The sequence below is a fragment of the Mycobacterium sp. BMJ-28 genome, from assembly GCF_054404835.1.
Map to the genome: position 1 here is coordinate 786,725 of NZ_CM136783.1, position 19,813 is coordinate 806,537.

Here is a 19,813-nt window from a genome sequence, read left to right on the forward strand (position 1 = left end):
ACGCCGAAACGGTATTCCAGCAGGTTCGTTCTCGAACTTCTTCTGCTGGAATACCGTTTCGGCGGTTGTCAGATCAGGGCGTCGGCAGCAACGGGGCCGGGCCGGGGGCCGGAGCGGGAGCCGCCGCCGGAGCGCCCGGGGCGGTCGGCGGAGCCGGGATCTCGTCCGGGATGGGGCTGTTCATCGACCGCTGGGTCCCGATGGCGATCAGCGCGTCCTTGCCGCTGATGTCCTGGTTCTGCACGGCGTGCCACAGCTGTCGCAGGTAGCTGACGTTGGGGCTCTCGTTGCCCGCCACGTTGGGATCCATGGTGGAATCCGGGGGCAGGTTCTCCGGGCTGATCAGGTGCGGGACACCTTCGGCCGGCGCCGGCAGCTGGCCCGAGATCGCCTGGTTGGCCACGTCGTAGGCCGGCTGCGGAACGTTGACCGCGCCGAGCGGGGCCAGCGGATCGGCCGGGGGTGCCGGGGCGGGAGCCGGGGCGGGCACCGGCAGCACCGGGTCGAGCGGCATCGGGGCGCTGTGCAGGGCCCATACCTCGGGCTGACCGGCCGGGGCCGGGGCGGCGTCCCAGCTGGCGGCCTCGACGGCCGGCGCGACGGCGGGATCGATCGGTGCCGGTTCGGGGACCACGTTGTCGACGGCGACGATGTCGACGGGCGCCGGGGCGGGCGCGTCCAGCGGGGCCGGCGGCAGGTCGGCGGGCGCCGGAGCCGGAAGCTGCGCATCCACGGGCACCACCTCAGGTGCCGGCGGCAGCGGTTCGGGTGCCGGCGGCGGCGGGGGAGCGTCGGGCAGCGGCGCGGAGAGGGCGTCGAAGGGCGCGGGTGCGGCGTCCGGGGCGGGCGGCGGCGGGGGCAGCTCGCCGTTGACCTCGGGGTTGTCCAGAGCCTGCGGGGCGGCCGGCTCGTTGACGACGTTGCGCGGCGACGCGGCACCGAGGCCACGGCCGCAGACGGGCCAGGCGCCCTTGCCCTGGGAGGCCAGCACGCGCTCGGCGACGGCGATCTGTTCTTCCTTGGTGGCCATGTGCGCGGCGGGGGCGTACTCACTGCCGCCGTGCCCGGACCAGGTACCCGGCGAGAACTGCAGACCGCCCTGGTAGCCGTTGCCGGTGTTGATCGCCCAGTTTCCGCCGGACTCGCAGCGGGCAACCTGGTCCCACTGGCCGTCGGTGGCGGCGCCGGCCTGGCCGGCGAGGGCGAGGCTTCCGCCACCGAGAACAGCGCCGGTGAAGGCGATCTTGGCGACGCTTACTGAAGATGACGTGGGCTTACGGTGCCGTCCACTCATAGAAAAAGACAGTCCTCTCGTGAACGCCTGCGAGGTCAGCTGTCGGGTTCGGGCTGGAGAGGTTGCCCGGCCTGCGTCGTTGCCGACGCCGGCTTCACCCCAAGGGCTCACGCTGTGAGCCCTGGTCTGCTTTCGGCGGACCGGTGGGTCCCCCGCCTCCATCCGAGTTGTTCGTCGGTGGCAGTGCCCGGTGGATGGAGCTCGGCGTAGTGGGCACAGCGGGCCACTTGATATAGGTCAAATGGCTTGGGCAAGACCGTAACTGTTCGGCGGGCATGCGTCATCTCGGTGCGCTTTCGGCGTTTTCACAGGCAGCAAATCTTGTGAGAACGTTAAAGGCGCAGGCCGCTCGGGCGTTTTCCCAGGTGTTTTCGTCACTCAAACTCTCGATGGCCTATTTGTGACCGTTTCGTTATGTGACGCAAATCACCGCTACCCGCCGGCGAACGGGGGTAACACATCGACGGTTTGAGTTGTTTTCAGCGGCTTGTCGCGATCGCGGACGGCGACCTCATCGCACAAGAACGAGCAGCGTGCCAGGACCTTCGCCAACTCCGGCCCGCGCGCGGACAGTTGCTGCACCAGCGTGTTCAGCGTCAAGCCTTTTTGCAGCTGCAACGTTTCGGTCTCGATCCCGGCCGCGGCCCGCGCCGCGGCGAAATAGCGCACGGTGACCGTCACCGTGTCGACTCCGCTCACGGTCAGCCGCCGATCGCGCTCATCGGCCGGACGGGCTGCACGAAGCTCGGGTCATTGATGCCGTGCCCGGCCGGTTTGGCCCACATCGCCCGCCGCCACGCGGCCTCGATCTCGTCGTCGCCCGCCCCGTCGCGCAGCAACCCACGCAGATCGGTCTCGGTCGTGGAGAACAGGCAACTGCGGATCTGGCCGTCGGCGGTCAGCCTGGTCCGGTCGCACGCACCGCAGAACGCCTCCGAGACCGACGCGATGATCCCGACGGTGGCCGCAGTCCCGTCGACCCGCCACAGCGCCGCAGGGGCCGAACCGCGCGGGGCGGGGTCCGGGCGGAGATCGAAATACTGGCGCAGCGTCTGCAGCACCGCGTCGGCGCCGATGGACCGATCCCGGCTCCATGCGTGCCCGGCGTCCAGCGGCATCTGCTCGATGATCCGCAGTTGGTATTCGTGCTCCAGGCAGAACCGCAGCAGCGGTACCACATCATCCAGGCCGGTCCGCGGGTCCAGCACCGCGTTGACCTTCACCGGCGCCATGCCGGCGGCCGCGGCGCCGGCCAGCCCCGCCAGCACGTCGTCCAGGCGGTCACGGCGGGTGATCTCGGTGAAATGGGTGGCGTCCACGGTGTCCAGGGAGACATTCACCCGGTCCAGGCCGGCCTGCTTCAGCCCGGCCGCCCGGGTGGCCAGTCCGATCCCGTTGGTGGTCATGGCGATCTGCGGGCGGGGCCGCAGGGCCGCTGCGGCCGCGATCACCTCTTCCAGATTCCTGGACACCAGCGGCTCGCCGCCGGTGAACCGGACATTGGTGATACCCAACCGGGTGACGGCGATGGTCAGCAGCCGGCCCAGTTCGGCGGCGCTGAGCAGCTGGCTGCCGGGCAGCCAGTCCAAACCCTCGGCGGGCATGCAATACGTACAGCGCAGATTGCACCGATCGGTCAGTGACACCCGCAGGTCGGTGGCGACCCGGCCGAAGGTGTCGCGCAGCGGACCATCGGTGGGCATCCCGGCGGGCACCGGCCTGCTCGGCATCGGCAGACCCAGATCGGTCAGCGTCATCGCAGCACCCGCGCCGGGTCGTCGACCGGCACGATCTCTTTACCCAGCGGCATCAGCGAGACCGGGATCATCTTCAGGTTGGCCAGCGCCAGCGGGATCCCGATGATGGTGATGGCCATCGCGATGGCACTCACCAGATGACCGATGGCCAGCCAGATTCCGGCCACGACCAGCCAGACGATGTTGCCGACCAGCGCCCCCGGACGCACCCCCGGCTTATCCACGATCGTCTGGCCGAACGGCCACAACGCGTAGAGCGCGATGCGCAGCGACGCGAACCCGAACGGGATGGTGATGATCAGGATGAAACAGATGACGGCGGCCAGCAGGTAGCCCAGAGCCAGCCACAACCCACCGAAGATCAACCAGACGATATTCAGGACCAGGCGCATGTTCCCTCCAGCGGTGTTCACAGCCTACCGGGGGGCCGGATTCGACGGGCGGCCGCGCGGCCAACGGGGAATTAGATAAGCTGCTCCCATTGCGTCCTGCGCAGGCGGGACGCATTAATTATGTGATCAAGAGACGAGCGGGTGAACAGCAGTGCCGACCGGCAAGGTTAAGTGGTACGACGCGGAGAAGGGCTTCGGCTTCCTGTCCCAGGAGGACGGCGAGGACGTCTATGTCCGGTCCTCTGCGCTGCCTTCGGGTGTCGAGGGCCTCAAGGCCGGCCAGAAGGTCGAGTTCGGGCTGGCTGCCGGTCGCCGTGGGCCGCAGGCGCTGAGCGTCCAGCTGATCGACCCGCCGCCGAGCTTGTCCCGGACCCGCCGGGAGGCGGCCACCGTCGAACACAAGCACACCCCCGACGAACTGCACGGCATGGTCGGTGACCTGATCACGCTGCTGGAGAGCACCATCCAGCCGGAACTGCGCAAGGGCAAGTACCCCGACCGCAAGGTGGCCCGCCGGGTGTCCGAGGTCGTCAAGGCCGTCGCCGCCGAGCTCGACGCCTGATCTGCGGGCGCCGACTTTCCGTCGGCGAATCCGCGTCACGCCGACATCTTTTCGGCGTTCGACGGGAACACTGGGCCCATGGCCTATGTCGACAAGCAGGGTGAGTTCAACCGCGACACCAACTACATCACCACCAGGATCACCGCCGATGGCCGTGACGGCTTTCCGGTGGAGGCCGGTCGGTACCGGCTGATCGTCGCGCGGGCGTGCCCGTGGGCCAACCGCGCCATCATCGTGCGCCGCCTACTGGGCCTGGAGGATGCGCTGTCCATCGGCTACTGCGGGCCGACCCATGACGAACGCAGCTGGACCTTCGACCTGGACCCGGGCGGGGTCGATCCGGTGCTGCAGATCCCGCGGCTGCAGGACGCCTACTTCACACGCGACCCGAACTATCCGAAGGGCATCACGGTGCCCGCCATCGTCGACGTGCCCACCGGCGCCGTCGTGACCAATGACTTCGCGCAGATCACCCTGGACTTCTCCACCGAATGGACCGCGTACCACCGGCCCGGTGCGCCGCAACTCTATCCGGAACCGCTGCGCGACGAGATCGACGACGTGGCACGGCGCATCTACACCGAGATCAACAACGGCGTATACCGGTGCGGGTTCGCCGGCACCCAGCAGGCCTACGACGCGGCGTACGACCGGTTGTTCACCGCCCTGGACTGGGTCTCCGAAAGACTCAGCGCGCAAAGGTATCTGGTGGGTGACACCATCACCGAGGCCGATGTGCGGCTGTTCACCACGCTGGCCCGGTTCGACCCCGTGTATCACGGGCATTTCAAGTGCAACCGGTCCAAGCTGTCCGAGATGCCGGTGCTGTGGGCCTACGCCCGCGACCTGTTCCAGACGCCCGGCTTCGGTGACACCATCGACTTCGACCAGATCAAGACGCACTACTACGTCGTGCACACCGACATCAACCCGACACAGATCGTGCCCAAGGGACCCGAGCTGTCCGGCTGGCGTACCGCGCACGGGCGGGAAGCATTGGTCGGCAGACCTTTCGGTGACGGAACCCCGCCGGCTTAAGACCAGCTGGTCCGCACCGACCACTCGGCGTGCGGCAGCGGGAACTCGTTGCCCGCCTCGTCGCGCACCAGGGTGGGCACCTGCACCGCGAGGCCGGTCAGCTTGCCGAACCGTGCGTCGACGGTCGGGATGGTGACCGCCAGCGTGGTGCCCGGCCGGAATTCGGAGACGACGGGCGACGGCGCGTCCTCATAGGCGCGGATCAGCCACCACGGCGCCCTGGCGATCGCCGACGGCACCGACAGCTGCACCGGATTGCGCGAACTCACCGCGAGATCGACTGTGGTTTGCGGAGTTTGGCAGTTGTCGAGGTCGAGCACCTGGCAGTACCGGTACGGCCCGACCCGCACCGATTGGCCGTGTGAGTAGGCGCTGATCTCCGGGAGATCGGAGTCGTTGTGCCGACTGAGCCGCCACAGCAACAGTCCGGTGCCCGCCGACGCGACCAGCACCACGGCCAGCAGCACCGCCAGTCCCCGCTTCATCGGCGCCCCGAGGCAGCCGGCACCGGGCCACCTTCGGTTTCGGCGAGCACCGGCCGGTTACCGCCGAAGCCGGGAATCAGGGATGCACCGTTGTAGCTCACCAGTGTCTGGGCCATACCGAGAATCAGCACGGCCGTGATCGTAGTGAACCCCACCCACAGCTGCGGATAGATGAGCACCCCGGTCGCCCCGCCGAGCACCCAGGCCAGCTGCAACAGCGACTCGGACCGGCCGAACGCCGACGCCCGCGACTTCTCCGGCAGATCGTCCTGCAGGGAAGCGTCCAGGGAGGCTTTCGCGATCGCACTGGCGCCCGACGTCACCAGGGTGGCCAGCGCGGCCACCAGCAGATGACCGGTGACGGCGGCGGCGAGCGCCATCACCGTCACCGCGATCGCGGCGCGTGTCACCAGCAGGGCGGGCCGGCCGAGTTGGAGCCTGGCCGCGGTGAAATTGCCGACGAAGTTCCCGATCCCGGCGGCCGCGCCGATCAGGCCGAGGATGCGCAACTGCTCCCAGCCGCCGTCGCCGTGCGACTTCGCCACGAAGGCCGGATACAGGAACAGGAAACCGACCATCACCTTGATGGTGCAGTTGCCCCACAGTGAGGTGATGATGTTGCGGCCCAGCGGTTGTCGTTCGGTCGCCGGCCGGCGCAGCGCCTCGGTGCCGCCGTGATAACTCAGCGTGGTCGGCACCTCGCCCGCGGTGACCTCGACCCATTTCGGTATCCGCATCGACAGCACCGCCCCGGCCACCGTCACCGCGACCAGCACATACAGCGCGCCTGGCAGTTTCGCCATGTTGAGCAGGTACTCCGCACCTGCGGCGATCCCGCCGCCGGCCAGCGTCCCACCCAGCAGGCTGAACATAGTCAGCCGGGAGTTGACCCGCACCAAGTCGATCGTCGGTGGCAGTACCCGCGGTGTGACGGCGCTGCGCAGCACCGAGAAACTCTTGGACAGCACCATCATTCCGAGCGCGCACGGGTAGAGCACCCAGGACTGATAGCTGCCGGTGGCCCCGTCGTAATTGCCGATCAGCACCACCGCCAGCACGGTGCGCAGCGCGAAGGACATGGCCAGCGCCACCCGGCGGCCGTGCTGCAGGCGGTCCAGCGCCGGCCCGATCAGCGGGGCGATGACGGCGAAGGGGGCGATGGTGATGAGCAGATACAGCGCGACCTTGCTCTTGCTCTCGCCGGATGCCGCGGCGAAGAACAGGGTGTTGGCCAAGGCCACGGCCATCGCGGCGTCCACCGCGGAACTGGCCACCACTGGCCAGGTCAGCGCCGTCAGCCCGGATTTGTCGGCGCCGTCGGCGGTGGCGGCCCGGTGCACCAGGTCGTACATCTTGGTGCCCATTTCGCGGCTGCGCTGCGCGGCCGCGCGGGTGACGGTGACCTTCTCCCCGGCGGCCGAGCCCATCCGGGAGCGGGCCCCGGACGGGGATTCGCCGTGCTGACGGCGCGATTGCTCATCCAACGGCGGCAGCCACCGGTTGGCGCTCGGTCCGCCCTGGCGGGGCTGGCGCCGGCCGTTGCTGCCGTCGCCGCCGTCACTGGGGTAGTTGGCCATGCCGGGGTGCTCACCGTCGGACGGCGGCCGCGGTGGGTGGTATCGGGGATCCCGGGAAGGCACGACTTCGATTGTCCCTTACCCGGACGGCTGCGGTGGGAAGGCCACCGGTGTGGCTCTGGTGGGCATGGTCAGGCAATATTGAGCGCGATGGACACAGGAACCGACACCGTCGCCGAACTCACCGATCAGGCCGAGCCGACCGCGCAGCGGCCACCGGAGCTCGAGACGTTGCTGCTCGGTGCGGTGCAGGCGGCCCGCACCGCGATCGAGGAGTTCAGCGGCGCCGACGCCGTCGGCGAGCATCTGGGCGCGGTGTTCGACGACCAGACCGCCGCGACCCACCGCTTCCTCGCCGTGCTGCCCGGCTACCAGGGCTGGCAGTGGGCCGTCGTGGTGGCCGGCTATCCGGGCACCGATCACGTCACCATCAGCGAAGTGGTGCTGGTGCCCGGTCCCACCGCGCTGCTCGCCCCGCAGTGGGTGCCGTGGGATGAGCGCGTCCGCCCCGGTGACCTCGGCCCCGGTGACCTGCTCGCCCCGCCCGCCGACGATCCGCGGCTGGTGCCCGGTTATCTGGCCAGCGGCGACGACGAGCAGGACGAGGTGGCCGCCGAGATCGGCCTGGGCCGGCGCCAGGTGCTCAGTCTGGAGGGCCGCCTGGACGCCGCGCAGCGTTGGCATGACGGCGAGTTCGGCCCGGATTCGGCGATGGCGCGCGCCACCCGCCGGGTGTGCCGGGAATGCGGGTTCTATCTGCCGCTGGCGGGTTCCCTGGGCACCGCCTTCGGTGTGTGCGGCAACGAACTGTCCGCCGACGGCCGGGTGGTCGACGGCGAGTACGGCTGCGGTGCGCACTCGGACACGCCGGCCCCCGCAGGCACCGGTTCGCCGCTGTACGACCCGTACGACGACGGCGTCCTGGAGGTCGCCGAGAGTCCCGCCGGCACTTCCTAGCGTTCGGCGGCGGCCTTGATCCGCTGCAGCGACTCGTTCATGCCGGCGACCAGTTCCTGCTCGAAGCCGGGCACCCCGCCCATGAACTTGTCGACCAGCAAGGTGGGGACGGTCTTGAAGCCCTCGGGTGCGCGACGGCTCTCGACCACCCGGGTGCCGCCCTCGATCGGTTCCAGCTCATAGCTCCACACCATGGCGTTGAAATCCACCCGGAAGGCCAGCTTGCGCTGCGGGTCGAGTTCGGTCACGGTGCACGTCGTCGGCCAGAACGTCTTGTTCCGGCGATTGAAGTTGATCGCCTTGGCGCCGACGCGGGTCGACCCGAGCACTTTCATCACCCGGCACTGCGGGCTCCATTGCGGCATACGGCGCAGATCCGAGATCAGCGCCCACACCCGCGCCACCGGGGCATCGATATCGATCTGGGCCTGTAGTAGCGGGGAACCCATTGCGCTCCTTTGTCTTTCGCGTCGCGACGGTATATCAGTCGACAAGTCCGCGTTGCGCACCACGGTCGCCGCGACGCGCCGAGCGTCGCTGGGACAGAAAAATCGAGGTGCCCAGCAGCCCGACGCCCAGCCCGGCCACCGCGATCGGGCGCCAGTCGTGCAGGGCAGGAACGGTGAACGCCAGGACCAGCACGACGAGCCAGCCGGCCGCGATCGCGACGATGACGGGCACCGGTTCCAGCAGTCTGGCCGGTAGAGCAGGCGGCCCAACCGGCACATCTGCGGTGTTTTCGGACATCGCCTCACAACCTAGCCGATGACCTCTGGGTATTGTTTTGCCCTGTGACAGACGTCGACTCCAGGTTGTCGAGTGATCTGTCGTTGGCCGTCATCCGGCTGGCCCGGCAGTTGCGGTTCCGCCGGCCCGACTCACCGGTGTCGCTGTCGCAGCTTTCCGCGCTGGCCACCGTGGCCAAAGAGGGGCCGATGACCCCGGGTGCGCTCGCCATCCGGGAGCGGGTCCGGCCGCCGTCGATGACCCGGGTGATCGCGTCGCTGGTCGATCTCGGTTTCGTGGACCGCACCGCCCACCCCGACGACCGGCGCCAGGTGCTGGTGTCCGTCTCGCCCACCGGTGTCGAATTGATCGAGGCCGAGCGCAAGGCCAGCCGGGAATGGCTGCAGCAGCGCCTGGCCCAGCTGACGGTCGAGCAGCGCCGGACCCTGCTGGAGGCCGCCGATCTGATGCTGGCCATCGTGGACGAGGGCTAGCCGAACTGACCAACGTCATCGATATCGCGGACCCGGCCGATCCGCGTCTGGACGATTTCCGCGATCTCAACAGTGTCGACCGCAGGCCGGACCTGCCCAGCGGCAAAGGGTTGGTGATCGCCGAGGGCGTGCTGGTGGTGCAGCGCATGCTCGCCTCGCGCTTCACCCCGCGGGCGCTGCTGGGCACCGACCGCCGGCTCGCCGAGCTGGCGGTGGATCTGACCGGGGTGGATGTGCCCTATTACCGCGCCGCCGCCGAGGTGATGGCCGAGGTGATCGGGTTCCATCTCAATCGCGGTGTGCTGGCGGCCGCCCCGCGCCCGGCCGAGCTGACGGTGGCCGACGTGCTCGCCGATGCCAGCACCATCGCGGTGCTCGAAGGGGTCAACGACCATGAGAACCTCGGCTCGATCTTTCGCAATGCCGCCGGTCTCGGTGTGGACGCCGTGCTGTTCGGGACCGGTTGCGCCGATCCGCTGTACCGCCGCGCGGTGCGCGTCTCGATGGGCCATGCGCTGCTGGTGCCCTACGCCTGGGCGCCGGCCTGGCCTCGTGAGCTGAATGTATTGCGGGACAACGGTTTCCGGATTCTGGCGATGACCCCGAATCCGGCCGCGGAGACGCTCGCCGAAGCCATGGCCGGCCTGGCCGGTGAGCGGGTGGCCATGCTGGTGGGCGCCGAAGGACCCGGCCTGACCGAGCATGCGATGCGGGCCGCGGACGTGCGGGTACGCATCCCGATGTCGCGCGGTACCGACTCGCTGAACGTCGCCACGGCCGCCGCACTGGCCTTCTACGAGCGGGCTAGGCTGGCGTGATGTCCGGCGACGACACTGTGCCCTGGGGGACCGGGCTGACCGTCGCGGGGTTCGTCGCGGCACTGACCGCCGCCGCCATCATCGTGCTGAGTGTCGGGCTGACGCGGGTACACCCGCTGCTGGCGATCGGGCTGAACCTGGTGGCCGTCGGTGGACTGGCGCCGACGGTGTGGGGCTGGCGCACCCGGCCGGTGTGGCGCTGGTTCGTGCTGGGATCCGGGATCGGCGTGGCGATCGGCTGGGTGGCCCTGATCGCGTTGCTCGTCAACCGCTGAGCGGGTGCGCTGGTTCAGCGCTGAGTGCCGGAGCGCACGCCGAGCAACACGTCCTCCCAGGCCGGCACCGTGGCGCGGGCCTTGCGGGAGCGGGCGGGCTTGGGTGCCGGCTCGACCGGCTTCGGCTCGGGTGCCGGTTCCGTCACGGCGGCGGGTGCGGGCACCGCGGCGGGCTCCGGGGTCACCACCGGCGCGGGCACGGGTGCGGGTGCGGCCGGTTCGAAGTCCAGCTCTGCCACCGGTGCGACCGTGCGCAGCTGGCGGGTGAAGTTCGGGTCGATCAGTTCGGCGGCCCGCTCGTCGAAGGCCGTCACGGTGCCGCCGTGCGAGCCGGGGGTGAAGCGGAAGTGCGCGGCATTGTCCGAACGGCCCGCCTTCCAGGCCAGCTGCACGGTCCAGCGGCCGTCCTCGTTGCGCCAGGCATCCCAGCTGGTGGCGTCGGGGTCCAGGCCGCGCGAGATCATCGCGGAGGTGACGGTTTCCAGCAGGGTCAGTACAGCGGGGCCGTCGGCCAGGATCGGGTGCGCCGCGGTGGCCAGTTCGGCCGCGCGGGACCGTTCCAGCAGGACCGGGTGGGCGAAACGCTGTACCCGGTCGATATCGGCGCCGGTGATCGCCGCGACCTGCTCGACGGATGCGCCCGCGCGGATGCGGGACTGGATTTCTTTGGGGCGCAACGTTGCTACCTCGACCTCGAGCTGGGTTTGATTGGAGCCGGCCTTGTCCCCGCGCACGGCGGCACGCAACCGGTTGTCCACCCGGATGACGAATTTCTCGCTCGCGTCGGCGCCTTCGCAGATGAGCCGCTTGCCGTCCACGTCGAGCCCGACGACCTTCAGTTCCTGCATAGTGCACCTCCACCGCGGACCCTACTTTGTTATCCGCCCGTTACCGTGCAGACACGCACTACCGAAGGCAGGCGCGCTCAAACTCTTTCGACGACCCAGTCCACGCATGCCGTCAGCGCGCTGACGTCCTCGGGATCGACGGCCGGGAACATCGCCACCCGCAGCTGATTGCGGCCCAGTTTGCGGTAGGGCTCGGTGTCGACGATGCCGTTGGCCCGCAGCACCTTGGCCACTGCGGCGGCGTCCACCGAATCCGCGAAGTCGATGGTGCCGACCACCTGCGACCGCAGCGCCGGGTCGGCCACGAACGGGGTGGCGAAGGCCGACGATTCGGCCCACGAATACAGCCGCGCAGAGGAATCGGCGGTGCGCTTGACTGCCCAGTCCAGGCCGCCATTGGCCAGCAGCCAGTCGATCTGCTCGGCGAGCAGGATCAGGGTGCCGATGGCCGGGGTGTTGTAGGTCTGGTTCTTGAGGCTGTTGTCCACCGCTATGGGCAGCGACAGGAAGTCGGGCACCCAGCGATCGGTGGCGGCAATGGCGTCGATCCGGGCCAATGCGGCCGGCGACAGCACCGCGATCCACAGCCCGCCGTCGCCGGCGAAGTTCTTCTGCGGGGCGAAGTAGTAGGCGTCGGTGTCGGCGATGTCGACGGGCAGGCCGCCGGCCGCGGAGGTGGCGTCGATGAGCACCAGGGCGTCACCGGCGGGACGTTGCACCGGCACCGCCACCCCGGTCGAGGTTTCGTTGTGGGCCCAGGCGACCACGTCGACCGACGGATCCGAGGTCGGCTCCGGTGCGGTGCCGGCGTCGGTCTTGATGATGATCGGGTCGCCGACGAACGGGTTCTTGGCCACGCAGGAGGCGAACTTCGCACTGAACTCGCCGTAGGTCAGGTGCAGTGAGCGCTTGTCGACCAGGCCGAACGCCGCGGCGTCCCAGAAGGCGGTGGAGCCGCCGTTGCCGAGGACGACTTCGTACCCGTCGGGCAGGGCGAACAGCTGACGCAGCCCGTCGCGCACCCGGCCCACCAGGTTTTTCACCGGAGCCTGCCGGTGCGAGGTGCCGAACAGGTCACCGGCGGCGGCGAGCGCGGCCAGCTGCTCGGGGCGCACCTTGGAGGGTCCGCAGCCGAAGCGTCCGTCTTTGGGCTTGATATCGGCGGGGATCGTCAGTTCGGCCATGGCGTTCAGATTATCGGCCCGCGCCAACCATTAAGACGGCCGGTGCGGCTCAGGGGGCCTGGGGCACCACGTAGGTCGGTTGAAAGGGGTTCTGCCCGTTCTCGATGGCGATGGCCCGCAGATAGGCGTCGACGTCCGGGTAGCCGGCGATTTCGGCCTGCTTCTGCAGCGCGCGTTGCCGGGCCAGCTCGGTCTGTGCCTGCGCCGCCGCCCTGTCGGCCTCGGCCTTGGCCTTGGCCGCATTGGCGTCGGCCACGCCCTTGGCCTCGGCGGCCCGCGCGTCGGCGATCGCCTTCTGCTCGGCGATGATCGCCTCTTTGAGCCCGGATTCCACCGGGTCCGGCTTCATCACCGTGACCTGGAAATTGGTGAAGAACTCCCGGCCGTCGGTGCGGGCCTTCGAGGCGCCGGGCAATGCGTCGCGCAGTGCGTTCTGGAATTCGATGCGCACCTTCTCGTCGTTCCAGATCTCGCGCCAGGTGTACTTCTGCGCCACGCTGATCAGCACCTGCTCGGCGGGTTGTCCGATCACGTACCGCAGCAGGTTCACCCATCCGGTGGTGACCAGGCCTTCGCTGTCCAGCCAGCCCTGGTATTTGGTGCCGAAGTCGCGATGGAAATCCATCAGCATGTTGCAGTCGGTGGTCAGGTCGAAGGTGATCACCACGGGAACCTTCAGTTCGGCCGGTGCCGATGCATTGGACACCACGATGGTCGCTTCGGCCTCCGAGTCCGGGTTGCCGGTGGCGTCCCAGCTGATCTGCCGCGACGGATAGCGGTAGGCCTTGAACCCGCCCGGCGGATTGAAGGCGGAGGTCTCCGGTTCGATGCAGCCTTCGAGCTTGGGGTCGGTGGGGATCAGGACGTAGTCGTCGACCTTGACCGCGGTCTGCCCGGGCCCGACCTGGGTGGCGCAGCTGGACAGCACGGTGCCCGAGATCAGCACCCCGACGACCACGACGGCGCCGATGACCACGCCCTTGACTTTGCTGTTCATGGCCATCTGCATCCTCTGCCGGTGCTGTGAGACAGCTGGGAGTGTAACCAGTTGCCGGGCCAATGCCGGGTGAGTCGCGTTGGCCGGAGGTTTGGACACCTTCAGGCGGTGGTAATTCAAGGGGGACTGCGTTGCTCCAGCAACTAGTTGCCGGGTGCTCTCTGCTCTTGTCCGGGCTGGCGCTGCCGTTATTCACCTGGAATTCCGGTACGGCCCCGACCGTACGGTCGCAACTCTCAGCAAAACATCAGCCCGGGGTGTGGACTTTTATTCGATACCTGCGGTACCGTCTAGACAAGAGGGCACTTGATGTAAACCTCGTGGAGGGATTCCCATGGCTCGAACGAAGACGATCCGGCGCTGGCGCAAGAACATGGACGTGAGCGACGACATCGCGTATGTGGACATGCTCACCACCCTGTCCGAGGGGTCGGTGCGGCGAAACTTCAATCCGTACAAGGATATCGACTGGGATTCGCCCGACTTCGCGGTGATCCCGAACGACGAGCGCTGGGTGTTGCCGGCGACGGATCCGATCGGCCAGCACCCCTGGTACCAGTCCCAGCCGCTGGACCGGCAGATCGAGATCGGCATGTGGCGCCAGGCCAACGTCGCCAAGGTCGGCCTGCATTTCGAGTCGATCCTGATCCGCGGCCTGATGGAGTACGCCTTCTGGACGCCCAACGGCTCACCGGAATACCGCTACTGCCTGCATGAGGCGGTCGAGGAGTGCAACCACACCCTGATGTTCCAGGAGATGGTGAACCGTATCGGCGCCGACGTGCCCGGCATGCCGCGGCTGCTCAAGTGGATTCAGCCTGTCATCCCGCTGGTGGCCGGGCCCCTGCCCATTCCGTTCTGGTTCGGCATCCTCGCCGGCGAGGAGCCCATCGACCACACGCAGAAGAACGTGCTGCGCGAAGGCAAGACGCTGCACCCGATCATGGAGCGGGTGATGGCGATCCACGTCGCCGAAGAGGCCCGCCACATCTCCTTCGCACACGAGTATCTGCGCAAGCGGGTGCCCGAGTTGTCTTGGCGCAAGCGGTTTGTGCTGTCGATCTACGTTCCGGTGGTGATGCGCATCCTGTGCTCGGCCATCATCGTGCCGCCGCGCACCTTCTGGAAGAAGTTCGACATTCCGCGCTCGGTGCGCAAGGACATCTTCTTCCATTCGCCGCAGTCGCGGCAGATGCTGCGGGACATGTTCGGCGACGTGCGGATGCTGGCTCACGACAGCGGCCTGATGAACCCGCTGGCGAAGCTGGTGTGGCGGATCTGCCGGATCAACGGCAGCCCCAGCCGCTACCGCAGCGAACCGCAGCGCCAGCACCTGGTCTCGGTCGCCTGAGAGAGACGACACACGGCTGATGCCTCATGTGATTACCCAGTCGTGCTGCAGCGACGGGTCCTGTGTCTACGCCTGTCCGGTGAACTGCATCCACCCGTCGCCGGACGAGCCCGGTTTCGCGACCGCGGAGATGCTCTACATCGATCCCGATGCCTGTGTCGACTGCGGCGCGTGCGTCAGCGCGTGCCCGGTCGGGGCCATCGCGCCCGACTCCCGGCTGACCGAGAACCAGTTGCCGTTCGTTGAGCTCAACGCCGCGTTCTATCCCAAGCGCGAGGGCAAACTGCCCCCGACGTCGAAGCTGGCGCCGGTGCTGGAAGCCCCGCAGGTGCATCCGCGCACCGGCGGACCGCTGACGGTGGCGATCGTGGGTTCCGGTCCGGCGGCGATGTACGCAGCGGATGAGTTGCTCACCCAGCGAGGGGTCCGGGTGAACGTCTTCGAGAAGCTGCCGACGCCGTACGGGCTGGTCCGGGCCGGAGTGGCGCCGGACCATCAGAGCACCAAGCGCGTCACCAAGCTGTTCGACCGGATGACGAGGCAGAGCGGGTTCACCTTCTTCCTCAACGTCGAGGTCGGCAAGCACCTGACCCATGCCGATCTGCTGCAGCACCACCACGCCGTGCTCTATGCCGTCGGCGCGCCGAACGACCGGCGCCTGGAGATCGACGGGATGAACCTGACCGGTACCGCCACTGCCACCGAGGTGGTGGCCTGGTTCAACGGTCACCCCGATTTCGCCGGGCTGCCGGTCGACCTCAGCCACGAACGGGTGGTCATCATCGGCAACGGCAACGTCGCACTCGATGTGGCGCGGGTGTTGACCACCGATCCGGATACTTTGGCGCACACCGATATCGCCGACCACGCTTTGGCCGCACTGCGCAAGTCGAAGGTGGCCGAGGTGGTGATCGCCGCCCGGCGCGGGCCCGCGCAGTCGGCGTTCACGCTGCCCGAACTGATCGGCCTGACCTCGACCTGCGATGTGGTACTCGACGCCGCCGACCACGATCTGGTGATCCGCGATCTGGCCAACGAGGCCGACCCGCTGACCCGCAACAAGCTGGAGATCCTGTCCAAGCTCGCCGACGGATCGGCGCGCACCAACCGGCCACGCATCCGGTTGGCCTATCAGCTCACCCCCCGGCGCGTGCTGGGGGAGGATGCGGTGACCGCGATCGAGTTCGGGGTGACCGGCACCGACCAGACCCGCACGCTCGATGCCGGGATGGTGCTGACTTCGATCGGATACCGCGGCAAGGCAATTGCCGGCCTGCCCTTCGACGACACCAATTCCGTGGTACCCAACGACGGCGGCCGGGTGCTCGACGGCGGTGTGCCGGTGCCGGGAAGTTATGTCGCCGGCTGGATCAAGCGCGGCCCGACCGGCTTCATCGGTACCAACAAATCGTGTGCCGCCGAAACGGTGCACAACCTGGTGGACGACTACAACCGAGGACAGCTCGGCGACCCGGCCCACAAGCCGGCGGCGCTGGACAAGCTGATCCGCGGCCGCCAGCCCGCGGTCGTTGACGCCGCGGGCTGGCGCGCCATCGACGCGGCCGAGGTCGCGCGCGGTGGCGCCGATCGGCCGCGGGACAAGTTCACCACCGTCGCGGAGATGCTGACGGCCGCCGCATCGGCCCCCAAACCCACTGTCGGGCAACGGCTGTTGTCCGGATTGCGGCGCTGACGGCGGATCAGCCGACGATCAACGGGAGCGCCGGTCGGCGCTCCGCTGCTCCAGCGACCCGTCGTAGATGGGTAGCCGGTCGACGAGGGCGAGCGCGTTCAGCGTTGCGCTGTGGGACAGGTCACTCTTTGGTGACGTTCGGATCCGGGTGAATTCCCGACTACACCTTGCGGGCCCGCACGAGGTTGTCCCGATGGCGTGACACGAGAACGGAACATCCGAGATGCAATGCACGATCAGCAAATACGTACTGAACGGCATGCATGGGGGAGCTGTGGCTACCGCGGTGGTCTTGGCGTTGAATGGTTGCGCGGACGAGGAGGGCCGGGTGGCGGATGCGCTGGGCTGCAGGTCTATCAAGTCGTCGTCGCAGTGGGCCACTCCGGCTATCGATGGACGCGTACCCGTGCACGTCGAAGTGCCACAGCCCGGGGGGTGGCAGAACAGTCCTGAACTCGCCGGACAATTCACGGATGTCTTCGGCAAGCTGGGGCAGGAAGTTGCCCCTGCCAACGTCGTCGCTGTGGTGGGGTCAGTCGACACTGCCCCGGAGTCATCTCCGACCTTCGTCGCGGCGGTGTTCGATGTCACCCGCACCCGAGGAACGTCGTCCTCGGATGCCTTTCTCTCCAGTGAAATCAACGATCTCGCCGATGCATTCGCCGCCGGCGGCGGCGCTCAGATACACGACCAAACCACGACCACTCTCTGCCACTACGCTGCGCGTTCCTACAACACGACGAAGCCCGAAACCCCCGAATCGCCAGATCCCGCTGCGGTGTTCAATGTTCGCGCCCTCGTTCCTGCGGCTGGTCGAACGTACGAAGTTCAAGTCAGTTACTCGCCGTATGACAGTCCGAACGAAGCACTGCGCAACGACTTCGCCACCATTCTGGGCGGCATGAAGATCATCGTTGCCGGCGAAGACTAGGCGGGTCGGGTCGGCCTGATCGTGTATTGAATCAGCTGCTCTTTCGATACACGGTGGGGGTGATGCCGACGCGTTGTTTGAATGTGGTGGCAAAGTGGCTCGGGGTGGAGAAGCCCACAGCGGCGCTGATTTCGGTGATGCTGGCTGCGCTGCCCGACAGGAGGGCTTTTGCCTGCGCAATGCGTTGTTCAATCAGGTATTGGTGCGGGGTGGTCGCGAACGCCGCCGAGAACGCCGGCAGGAATGCACTGGCTGTCATCTCCACCAAGGATGCGAGTTCGTCGAGATCGATGCGGGCGTCCAGTTCGGATTGCAGGTAGTCGATGACGATCTGTTGGGCATGCTCATCGAGGTGGCGCGCGATGTTGTCGGGGTGCGCGGGTCTGGGCTGGGCGGGGTAGTGGTCGGCGAGGTGCAGTTGCAGTGTCTGGGCCAGTGATTGGCGGAACAAGGTGGCCGCGGCGCCCTCCTGATGGGCATGGCCGGCGAGGCGTTCCACAAGCCGGTGCAGCAGTGTGTCGGGATACCCCACCCGAGGTGTCAGTTCGCGGTCACCGAAAACTGCTGTGGGTACGGTGATTTCGCAAAAGCCAACCATGGTGCCCTGGGCCAGGGCGGCGTAGCGGTGCTCGGCAGGGATGACCCACACATCGCCGATGCGTGGCAGGCGCCGACCTGATGGGCCGCTTTGAAACTCGATCTCCATCGATGTCAGATTGCCCCGTCGGTGCACGACGAACACGTGGTGGGGCTCCTGGAAACACCAGTCGGTCGGCGCGGTGATCGTTTCGGCAACGAAACGGAAGTCCAGATTTTGAAGCCGCAGGTCCCGCTGGGCGACGACGGCGCGGTCACTGCGCTCGCGTTGCCCATCCCATACCTGCATCTGACTCGTCCCTGCTCGCGTGTTTTTGGAAAGTCACCGATTCTTCGAAGGTATTCGACAATTGCGCCACGATATCGTCGCCACCGCAAATCAACGAAAGAGGACGATGACCGACAACACCATCACCAGCAAAAACATCCTGATCGCGGGTGGGGCGAAGAACCTGGGCGGACTGATATCCCGCGACGTAGCGGCGCACGGCGCCCGCGCTGTCGCTGTGCACTACAACAGCGAATCCACCCGGGCCGCCGCCGAAGAAACTGCCTCAGCAGTCGAATCGGCGGGCGCGAGTGCGCACCTGCTGCAAGCCGACCTCACCGGCGCGGCAGCGGTGACGAAACTGTTCGCAGACGCCCGCAGCGCAATGGGGTCGATCGACATCGCGATCAACACCACCGGGATGGTCATCAAGAAACCGCTGCCCGAGATCACCGAAGAGGACTACGACAGAATCTTCGCGATCAACGCCAAGACGGCCTTCTTTTTCATCAAAGAGGCCGGCGAACATCTCTCGGAACGGGGAAAGCTGGTCACGTTGGTGACCTCGTTGCTGTCTGCCTACACGGGCTTGTACTCGATCTACGCCGGCTCCAAAGCGCCCGTGGAGCACTTCACCCGCGCCGCGTCCAAAGAGTTCGGCAAACGCGGTATCTCGGTCAATGCGGTCGCACCGGGCCCGATGGAGACACCGTTCTTCTACGGCCAGGAGTCCAAGGAATCCGCGGAATACAACCAGAACGCCGCCGACCTGTCGAAGTTCACCGAGACCGGGCTGACCGACCCGAAAGATATTGTGCCGCTGGTGCGATTCCTTGTCAGTGACGGATGGTGGATCACCGGACAGACCATCCTTGCCAACGGCGGTTACACCACTCGATAGCGACGGTCCGTCTTGGTGCGATCTGCACGAATCTTCCACCGTCGATGCCTACGAGAGACTACGAGAGACAAACAATGTCTTCAACGCTGACCCCGCAGGTGCGAAACCTCATCGACGCCACCAACCGGGGTGACACCGACGCATTCCTGGCGACCTTCATCCCATACCAGGGCGTCGTCGACGACTGGGGACGCAAATTCCACGGGCCCGAAGACATCCGTCGTTGGAGCGACACAGAATTCATCGGGAAACGTGTGAGTCTGAACGTCGTCCACTTCTACATGACCGATGACAACGAGTGTGTTGTCATCGCCCAAGTCGGTGGCGACGGGTTCAACGGCCCGAGCACCTTCACCTTCCGCTTGGCGGGCGGAATGGTCACCGAAATGCGCATCACCGCCTGAGAACTCGATTGCGCGCTGTCGTGACGGGGACACGTCACCAAGCCAATATCGAAAGATATTTCTGCGGAGCAGGATTCACCGATAGTGCCGCTTGCTCGAAATTCGGGGAATTGAATTAATTCCAGCACAACAGGTTGGTGGCGCCGCAAGGGCGGCCGTGGTCAGAGCACCGCCAAACTTGCACCACGAGCCAACTGGTATTTCCGACAGCGCATTCTCGGCGCCATCTACACCTGATCACGGCGACAAGGGCCAAGGAGTCAT

At 67.2% G+C, this 19,813-nt stretch carries 23 protein-coding genes and 1 riboswitch; of the genes, 11 read left to right on the plus strand and 12 right to left on the minus strand.

What is annotated here, in order from left to right; genetic code table 11:
• Nucleotides 1-73: 73 nt before the first annotated feature.
• From ACXPWS_RS03960 to ACXPWS_RS03975, 4 genes are all read right to left on the minus strand, one after another.
• Entirely contained in the window at nt 74-1,294 is a 1,221-nt protein-coding gene (locus tag ACXPWS_RS03960; RefSeq protein WP_458711187.1) for a transglycosylase family protein, read from the minus strand.
• Between the two features lie 9 nt (nt 1,295-1,303).
• Nucleotides 1,304-1,481, minus strand: a riboswitch (cyclic di-AMP (ydaO/yuaA leader).
• 245 nt (nt 1,482-1,726) lie between these two features.
• Entirely contained in the window at nt 1,727-1,975 is a 249-nt protein-coding gene (locus ACXPWS_RS03965) for a MoaD/ThiS family protein (protein WP_458711188.1), read from the minus strand.
• Nucleotides 1,976-1,995: 20 nt separating this feature from the next.
• Nucleotides 1,996-3,051: a GTP 3',8-cyclase MoaA gene (gene moaA / locus ACXPWS_RS03970; RefSeq protein ID WP_458711189.1), complete on the minus strand. Its 1,056-nt coding sequence runs from the start codon at nt 3,049-3,051 to the stop codon at nt 1,996-1,998.
• The gene (locus ACXPWS_RS03975) at nt 3,048-3,443 is read right to left on the minus strand and encodes a YccF domain-containing protein (RefSeq protein ID WP_458711190.1); all 396 of its coding nucleotides are present in this window, start codon (nt 3,441-3,443) and stop codon (nt 3,048-3,050) included. The genes moaA and ACXPWS_RS03975 overlap by 4 nt, the downstream gene beginning before the upstream one ends.
• Before the next feature lie 151 nt (nt 3,444-3,594).
• Here ACXPWS_RS03975 and ACXPWS_RS03980 point away from each other — a divergent pair, with 151 nt between their 5' ends.
• Both ACXPWS_RS03980 and ACXPWS_RS03985 read left to right on the plus strand, forming a co-directional pair.
• Nucleotides 3,595-4,005 (plus strand): cold-shock protein, encoded by a 411-nt coding sequence (locus ACXPWS_RS03980; RefSeq protein ID WP_458711191.1) that lies wholly within the window; start codon nt 3,595-3,597, stop codon nt 4,003-4,005.
• A gap of 78 nt (nt 4,006-4,083) precedes the next feature.
• Complete coding sequence (locus ACXPWS_RS03985) at nt 4,084-5,043, plus strand: glutathione S-transferase family protein (RefSeq protein WP_458711192.1); 960 nt, start codon at nt 4,084-4,086, stop codon at nt 5,041-5,043.
• Here the strand turns inward: ACXPWS_RS03985 and ACXPWS_RS03990 are convergent.
• Nucleotides 5,040-5,528 carry a DUF2771 domain-containing protein gene (locus tag ACXPWS_RS03990; protein WP_458711193.1) on the minus strand — a complete coding sequence of 163 codons (489 nt, stop codon included), beginning with the start codon at nt 5,526-5,528 and terminating at the stop codon, nt 5,040-5,042. The two genes, ACXPWS_RS03985 and ACXPWS_RS03990, sit on opposite strands and share 4 nt — an antisense overlap.
• Entirely contained in the window at nt 5,525-7,105 is a 1,581-nt protein-coding gene (locus ACXPWS_RS03995; RefSeq protein ID WP_458713405.1) for an MFS transporter, read from the minus strand. The genes ACXPWS_RS03990 and ACXPWS_RS03995 overlap by 4 nt, the downstream gene beginning before the upstream one ends.
• 150 nt (nt 7,106-7,255) lie before the next feature.
• On the opposite strand from ACXPWS_RS03995, the gene ACXPWS_RS04000 reads away from it, so the two are divergent.
• Nucleotides 7,256-8,062, plus strand: coding sequence for a DUF3027 domain-containing protein (locus tag ACXPWS_RS04000; protein WP_458711194.1), 807 nt, complete (start codon nt 7,256-7,258; stop codon nt 8,060-8,062).
• Here ACXPWS_RS04000 and ACXPWS_RS04005 read toward each other — a convergent pair.
• Entirely contained in the window at nt 8,059-8,511 is a 453-nt protein-coding gene (locus tag ACXPWS_RS04005) for an SRPBCC family protein (protein WP_458711195.1), read from the minus strand. The two genes, ACXPWS_RS04000 and ACXPWS_RS04005, sit on opposite strands and share 4 nt — an antisense overlap.
• 34 nt (nt 8,512-8,545) lie before the next feature.
• Nucleotides 8,546-8,809, minus strand: coding sequence for a DUF2530 domain-containing protein (locus ACXPWS_RS04010; protein ID WP_458711196.1), 264 nt, complete (start codon nt 8,807-8,809; stop codon nt 8,546-8,548).
• Between the two features lie 44 nt (nt 8,810-8,853).
• On the opposite strand from ACXPWS_RS04010, the gene ACXPWS_RS04015 reads away from it, so the two are divergent.
• Genes ACXPWS_RS04015 through ACXPWS_RS04025 form a run of 3 tightly spaced genes read left to right on the plus strand, consistent with a single transcriptional unit; the run spans nt 8,854 to nt 10,375 of the window.
• Nucleotides 8,854-9,282: an Rv0880 family HTH-type transcriptional regulator gene (locus ACXPWS_RS04015; protein WP_458711197.1), complete on the plus strand. Its 429-nt coding sequence runs from the start codon at nt 8,854-8,856 to the stop codon at nt 9,280-9,282.
• A gap of 5 nt (nt 9,283-9,287) precedes the next feature.
• Nucleotides 9,288-10,100: a TrmH family RNA methyltransferase gene (locus tag ACXPWS_RS04020; protein ID WP_458713406.1), complete on the plus strand. Its 813-nt coding sequence runs from the start codon at nt 9,288-9,290 to the stop codon at nt 10,098-10,100.
• Complete coding sequence (locus ACXPWS_RS04025; RefSeq protein WP_458711198.1) at nt 10,100-10,375, plus strand: DUF2537 domain-containing protein; 276 nt, start codon at nt 10,100-10,102, stop codon at nt 10,373-10,375. The genes ACXPWS_RS04020 and ACXPWS_RS04025 overlap by 1 nt, the downstream gene beginning before the upstream one ends.
• Before the next feature lie 14 nt (nt 10,376-10,389).
• On the opposite strand, the gene sepH is transcribed toward ACXPWS_RS04025, so the two are convergent.
• The 3 genes from sepH to ACXPWS_RS04040 all read right to left on the minus strand — a co-directional run bounded on the left by sepH (nt 10,390) and on the right by ACXPWS_RS04040 (nt 13,404).
• Nucleotides 10,390-11,223 carry a septation protein SepH gene (gene sepH / locus ACXPWS_RS04030; protein ID WP_458711199.1) on the minus strand — a complete coding sequence of 278 codons (834 nt, stop codon included), beginning with the start codon at nt 11,221-11,223 and terminating at the stop codon, nt 10,390-10,392.
• A 77-nt stretch (nt 11,224-11,300) separates the two neighbouring features.
• Complete coding sequence (serC, locus tag ACXPWS_RS04035) at nt 11,301-12,407, minus strand: phosphoserine transaminase (protein ID WP_458711200.1); 1,107 nt, start codon at nt 12,405-12,407, stop codon at nt 11,301-11,303.
• A 49-nt stretch (nt 12,408-12,456) separates the two neighbouring features.
• Nucleotides 12,457-13,404, minus strand: coding sequence for a membrane protease subunit, stomatin/prohibitin (locus ACXPWS_RS04040; RefSeq protein ID WP_458711201.1), 948 nt, complete (start codon nt 13,402-13,404; stop codon nt 12,457-12,459).
• Between the two features lie 334 nt (nt 13,405-13,738).
• Here ACXPWS_RS04040 and ACXPWS_RS04045 point away from each other — a divergent pair, with 334 nt between their 5' ends.
• The 3 genes from ACXPWS_RS04045 to ACXPWS_RS04055 all read left to right on the plus strand — a co-directional run bounded on the left by ACXPWS_RS04045 (nt 13,739) and on the right by ACXPWS_RS04055 (nt 17,379).
• Nucleotides 13,739-14,755 (plus strand): AurF N-oxygenase family protein, encoded by a 1,017-nt coding sequence (locus tag ACXPWS_RS04045; RefSeq protein WP_458711202.1) that lies wholly within the window; start codon nt 13,739-13,741, stop codon nt 14,753-14,755.
• 19 nt (nt 14,756-14,774) lie between these two features.
• Nucleotides 14,775-16,448, plus strand: coding sequence for an FAD-dependent oxidoreductase (locus ACXPWS_RS04050; protein WP_458711203.1), 1,674 nt, complete (start codon nt 14,775-14,777; stop codon nt 16,446-16,448).
• Between the two features lie 328 nt (nt 16,449-16,776).
• Complete coding sequence (locus ACXPWS_RS04055) at nt 16,777-17,379, plus strand: hypothetical protein (RefSeq protein WP_458711204.1); 603 nt, start codon at nt 16,777-16,779, stop codon at nt 17,377-17,379.
• A gap of 31 nt (nt 17,380-17,410) precedes the next feature.
• On the opposite strand, the gene ACXPWS_RS04060 is transcribed toward ACXPWS_RS04055, so the two are convergent.
• Entirely contained in the window at nt 17,411-18,265 is an 855-nt protein-coding gene (locus ACXPWS_RS04060) for a helix-turn-helix transcriptional regulator (protein ID WP_458711205.1), read from the minus strand.
• Between the two features lie 106 nt (nt 18,266-18,371).
• Between ACXPWS_RS04060 and ACXPWS_RS04065 the strand changes: the two genes are divergently transcribed.
• Together ACXPWS_RS04065 and ACXPWS_RS04070 are read left to right on the plus strand one after the other, a co-directional pair.
• Complete coding sequence (locus tag ACXPWS_RS04065; RefSeq protein WP_458711206.1) at nt 18,372-19,145, plus strand: SDR family oxidoreductase; 774 nt, start codon at nt 18,372-18,374, stop codon at nt 19,143-19,145.
• 74 nt (nt 19,146-19,219) lie between these two features.
• Nucleotides 19,220-19,549: a nuclear transport factor 2 family protein gene (locus ACXPWS_RS04070; RefSeq protein WP_458711207.1), complete on the plus strand. Its 330-nt coding sequence runs from the start codon at nt 19,220-19,222 to the stop codon at nt 19,547-19,549.
• Nucleotides 19,550-19,813: the final 264 nt, after the last annotated feature.

Bases quoted from the DNA above. Each gene is read 5' to 3' on its own strand.
- ACXPWS_RS04010 (WP_458711196.1), bottom strand. From the start codon at position 8,809: ATGTCCGAAAACACCGCAGATGTGCCGGTTGGGCCGCCTGCTCTACCG.
- ACXPWS_RS04040 (WP_458711201.1), bottom strand. From the start codon at position 13,404: ATGAACAGCAAAGTCAAGGGCGTGGTCATCGGCGCCGTCGTGGTCGTC.
- ACXPWS_RS03985 (WP_458711192.1), top strand. From the start codon at position 4,084: ATGGCCTATGTCGACAAGCAGGGTGAGTTCAACCGCGACACCAACTAC.
- ACXPWS_RS04050 (WP_458711203.1), top strand. From the start codon at position 14,775: ATGCCTCATGTGATTACCCAGTCGTGCTGCAGCGACGGGTCCTGTGTC.
- ACXPWS_RS04025 (WP_458711198.1), top strand. From the start codon at position 10,100: ATGTCCGGCGACGACACTGTGCCCTGGGGGACCGGGCTGACCGTCGCG.
- serC (WP_458711200.1), bottom strand. From the start codon at position 12,407: ATGGCCGAACTGACGATCCCCGCCGATATCAAGCCCAAAGACGGACGC.
- ACXPWS_RS03995 (WP_458713405.1), bottom strand. From the start codon at position 7,105: ATGGCCAACTACCCCAGTGACGGCGGCGACGGCAGCAACGGCCGGCGC.
- ACXPWS_RS03960 (WP_458711187.1), bottom strand. From the start codon at position 1,294: ATGAGTGGACGGCACCGTAAGCCCACGTCATCTTCAGTAAGCGTCGCC.
- ACXPWS_RS03975 (WP_458711190.1), bottom strand. From the start codon at position 3,443: ATGCGCCTGGTCCTGAATATCGTCTGGTTGATCTTCGGTGGGTTGTGG.
- ACXPWS_RS04045 (WP_458711202.1), top strand. From the start codon at position 13,739: ATGGCTCGAACGAAGACGATCCGGCGCTGGCGCAAGAACATGGACGTG.
- ACXPWS_RS04060 (WP_458711205.1), bottom strand. From the start codon at position 18,265: ATGCAGGTATGGGATGGGCAACGCGAGCGCAGTGACCGCGCCGTCGTC.
- moaA (WP_458711189.1), bottom strand. From the start codon at position 3,051: ATGACGCTGACCGATCTGGGTCTGCCGATGCCGAGCAGGCCGGTGCCC.
- sepH (WP_458711199.1), bottom strand. From the start codon at position 11,223: ATGCAGGAACTGAAGGTCGTCGGGCTCGACGTGGACGGCAAGCGGCTC.
- ACXPWS_RS04000 (WP_458711194.1), top strand. From the start codon at position 7,256: ATGGACACAGGAACCGACACCGTCGCCGAACTCACCGATCAGGCCGAG.
- ACXPWS_RS04070 (WP_458711207.1), top strand. From the start codon at position 19,220: ATGTCTTCAACGCTGACCCCGCAGGTGCGAAACCTCATCGACGCCACC.
- ACXPWS_RS04005 (WP_458711195.1), bottom strand. From the start codon at position 8,511: ATGGGTTCCCCGCTACTACAGGCCCAGATCGATATCGATGCCCCGGTG.
- ACXPWS_RS04065 (WP_458711206.1), top strand. From the start codon at position 18,372: ATGACCGACAACACCATCACCAGCAAAAACATCCTGATCGCGGGTGGG.
- ACXPWS_RS03990 (WP_458711193.1), bottom strand. From the start codon at position 5,528: ATGAAGCGGGGACTGGCGGTGCTGCTGGCCGTGGTGCTGGTCGCGTCG.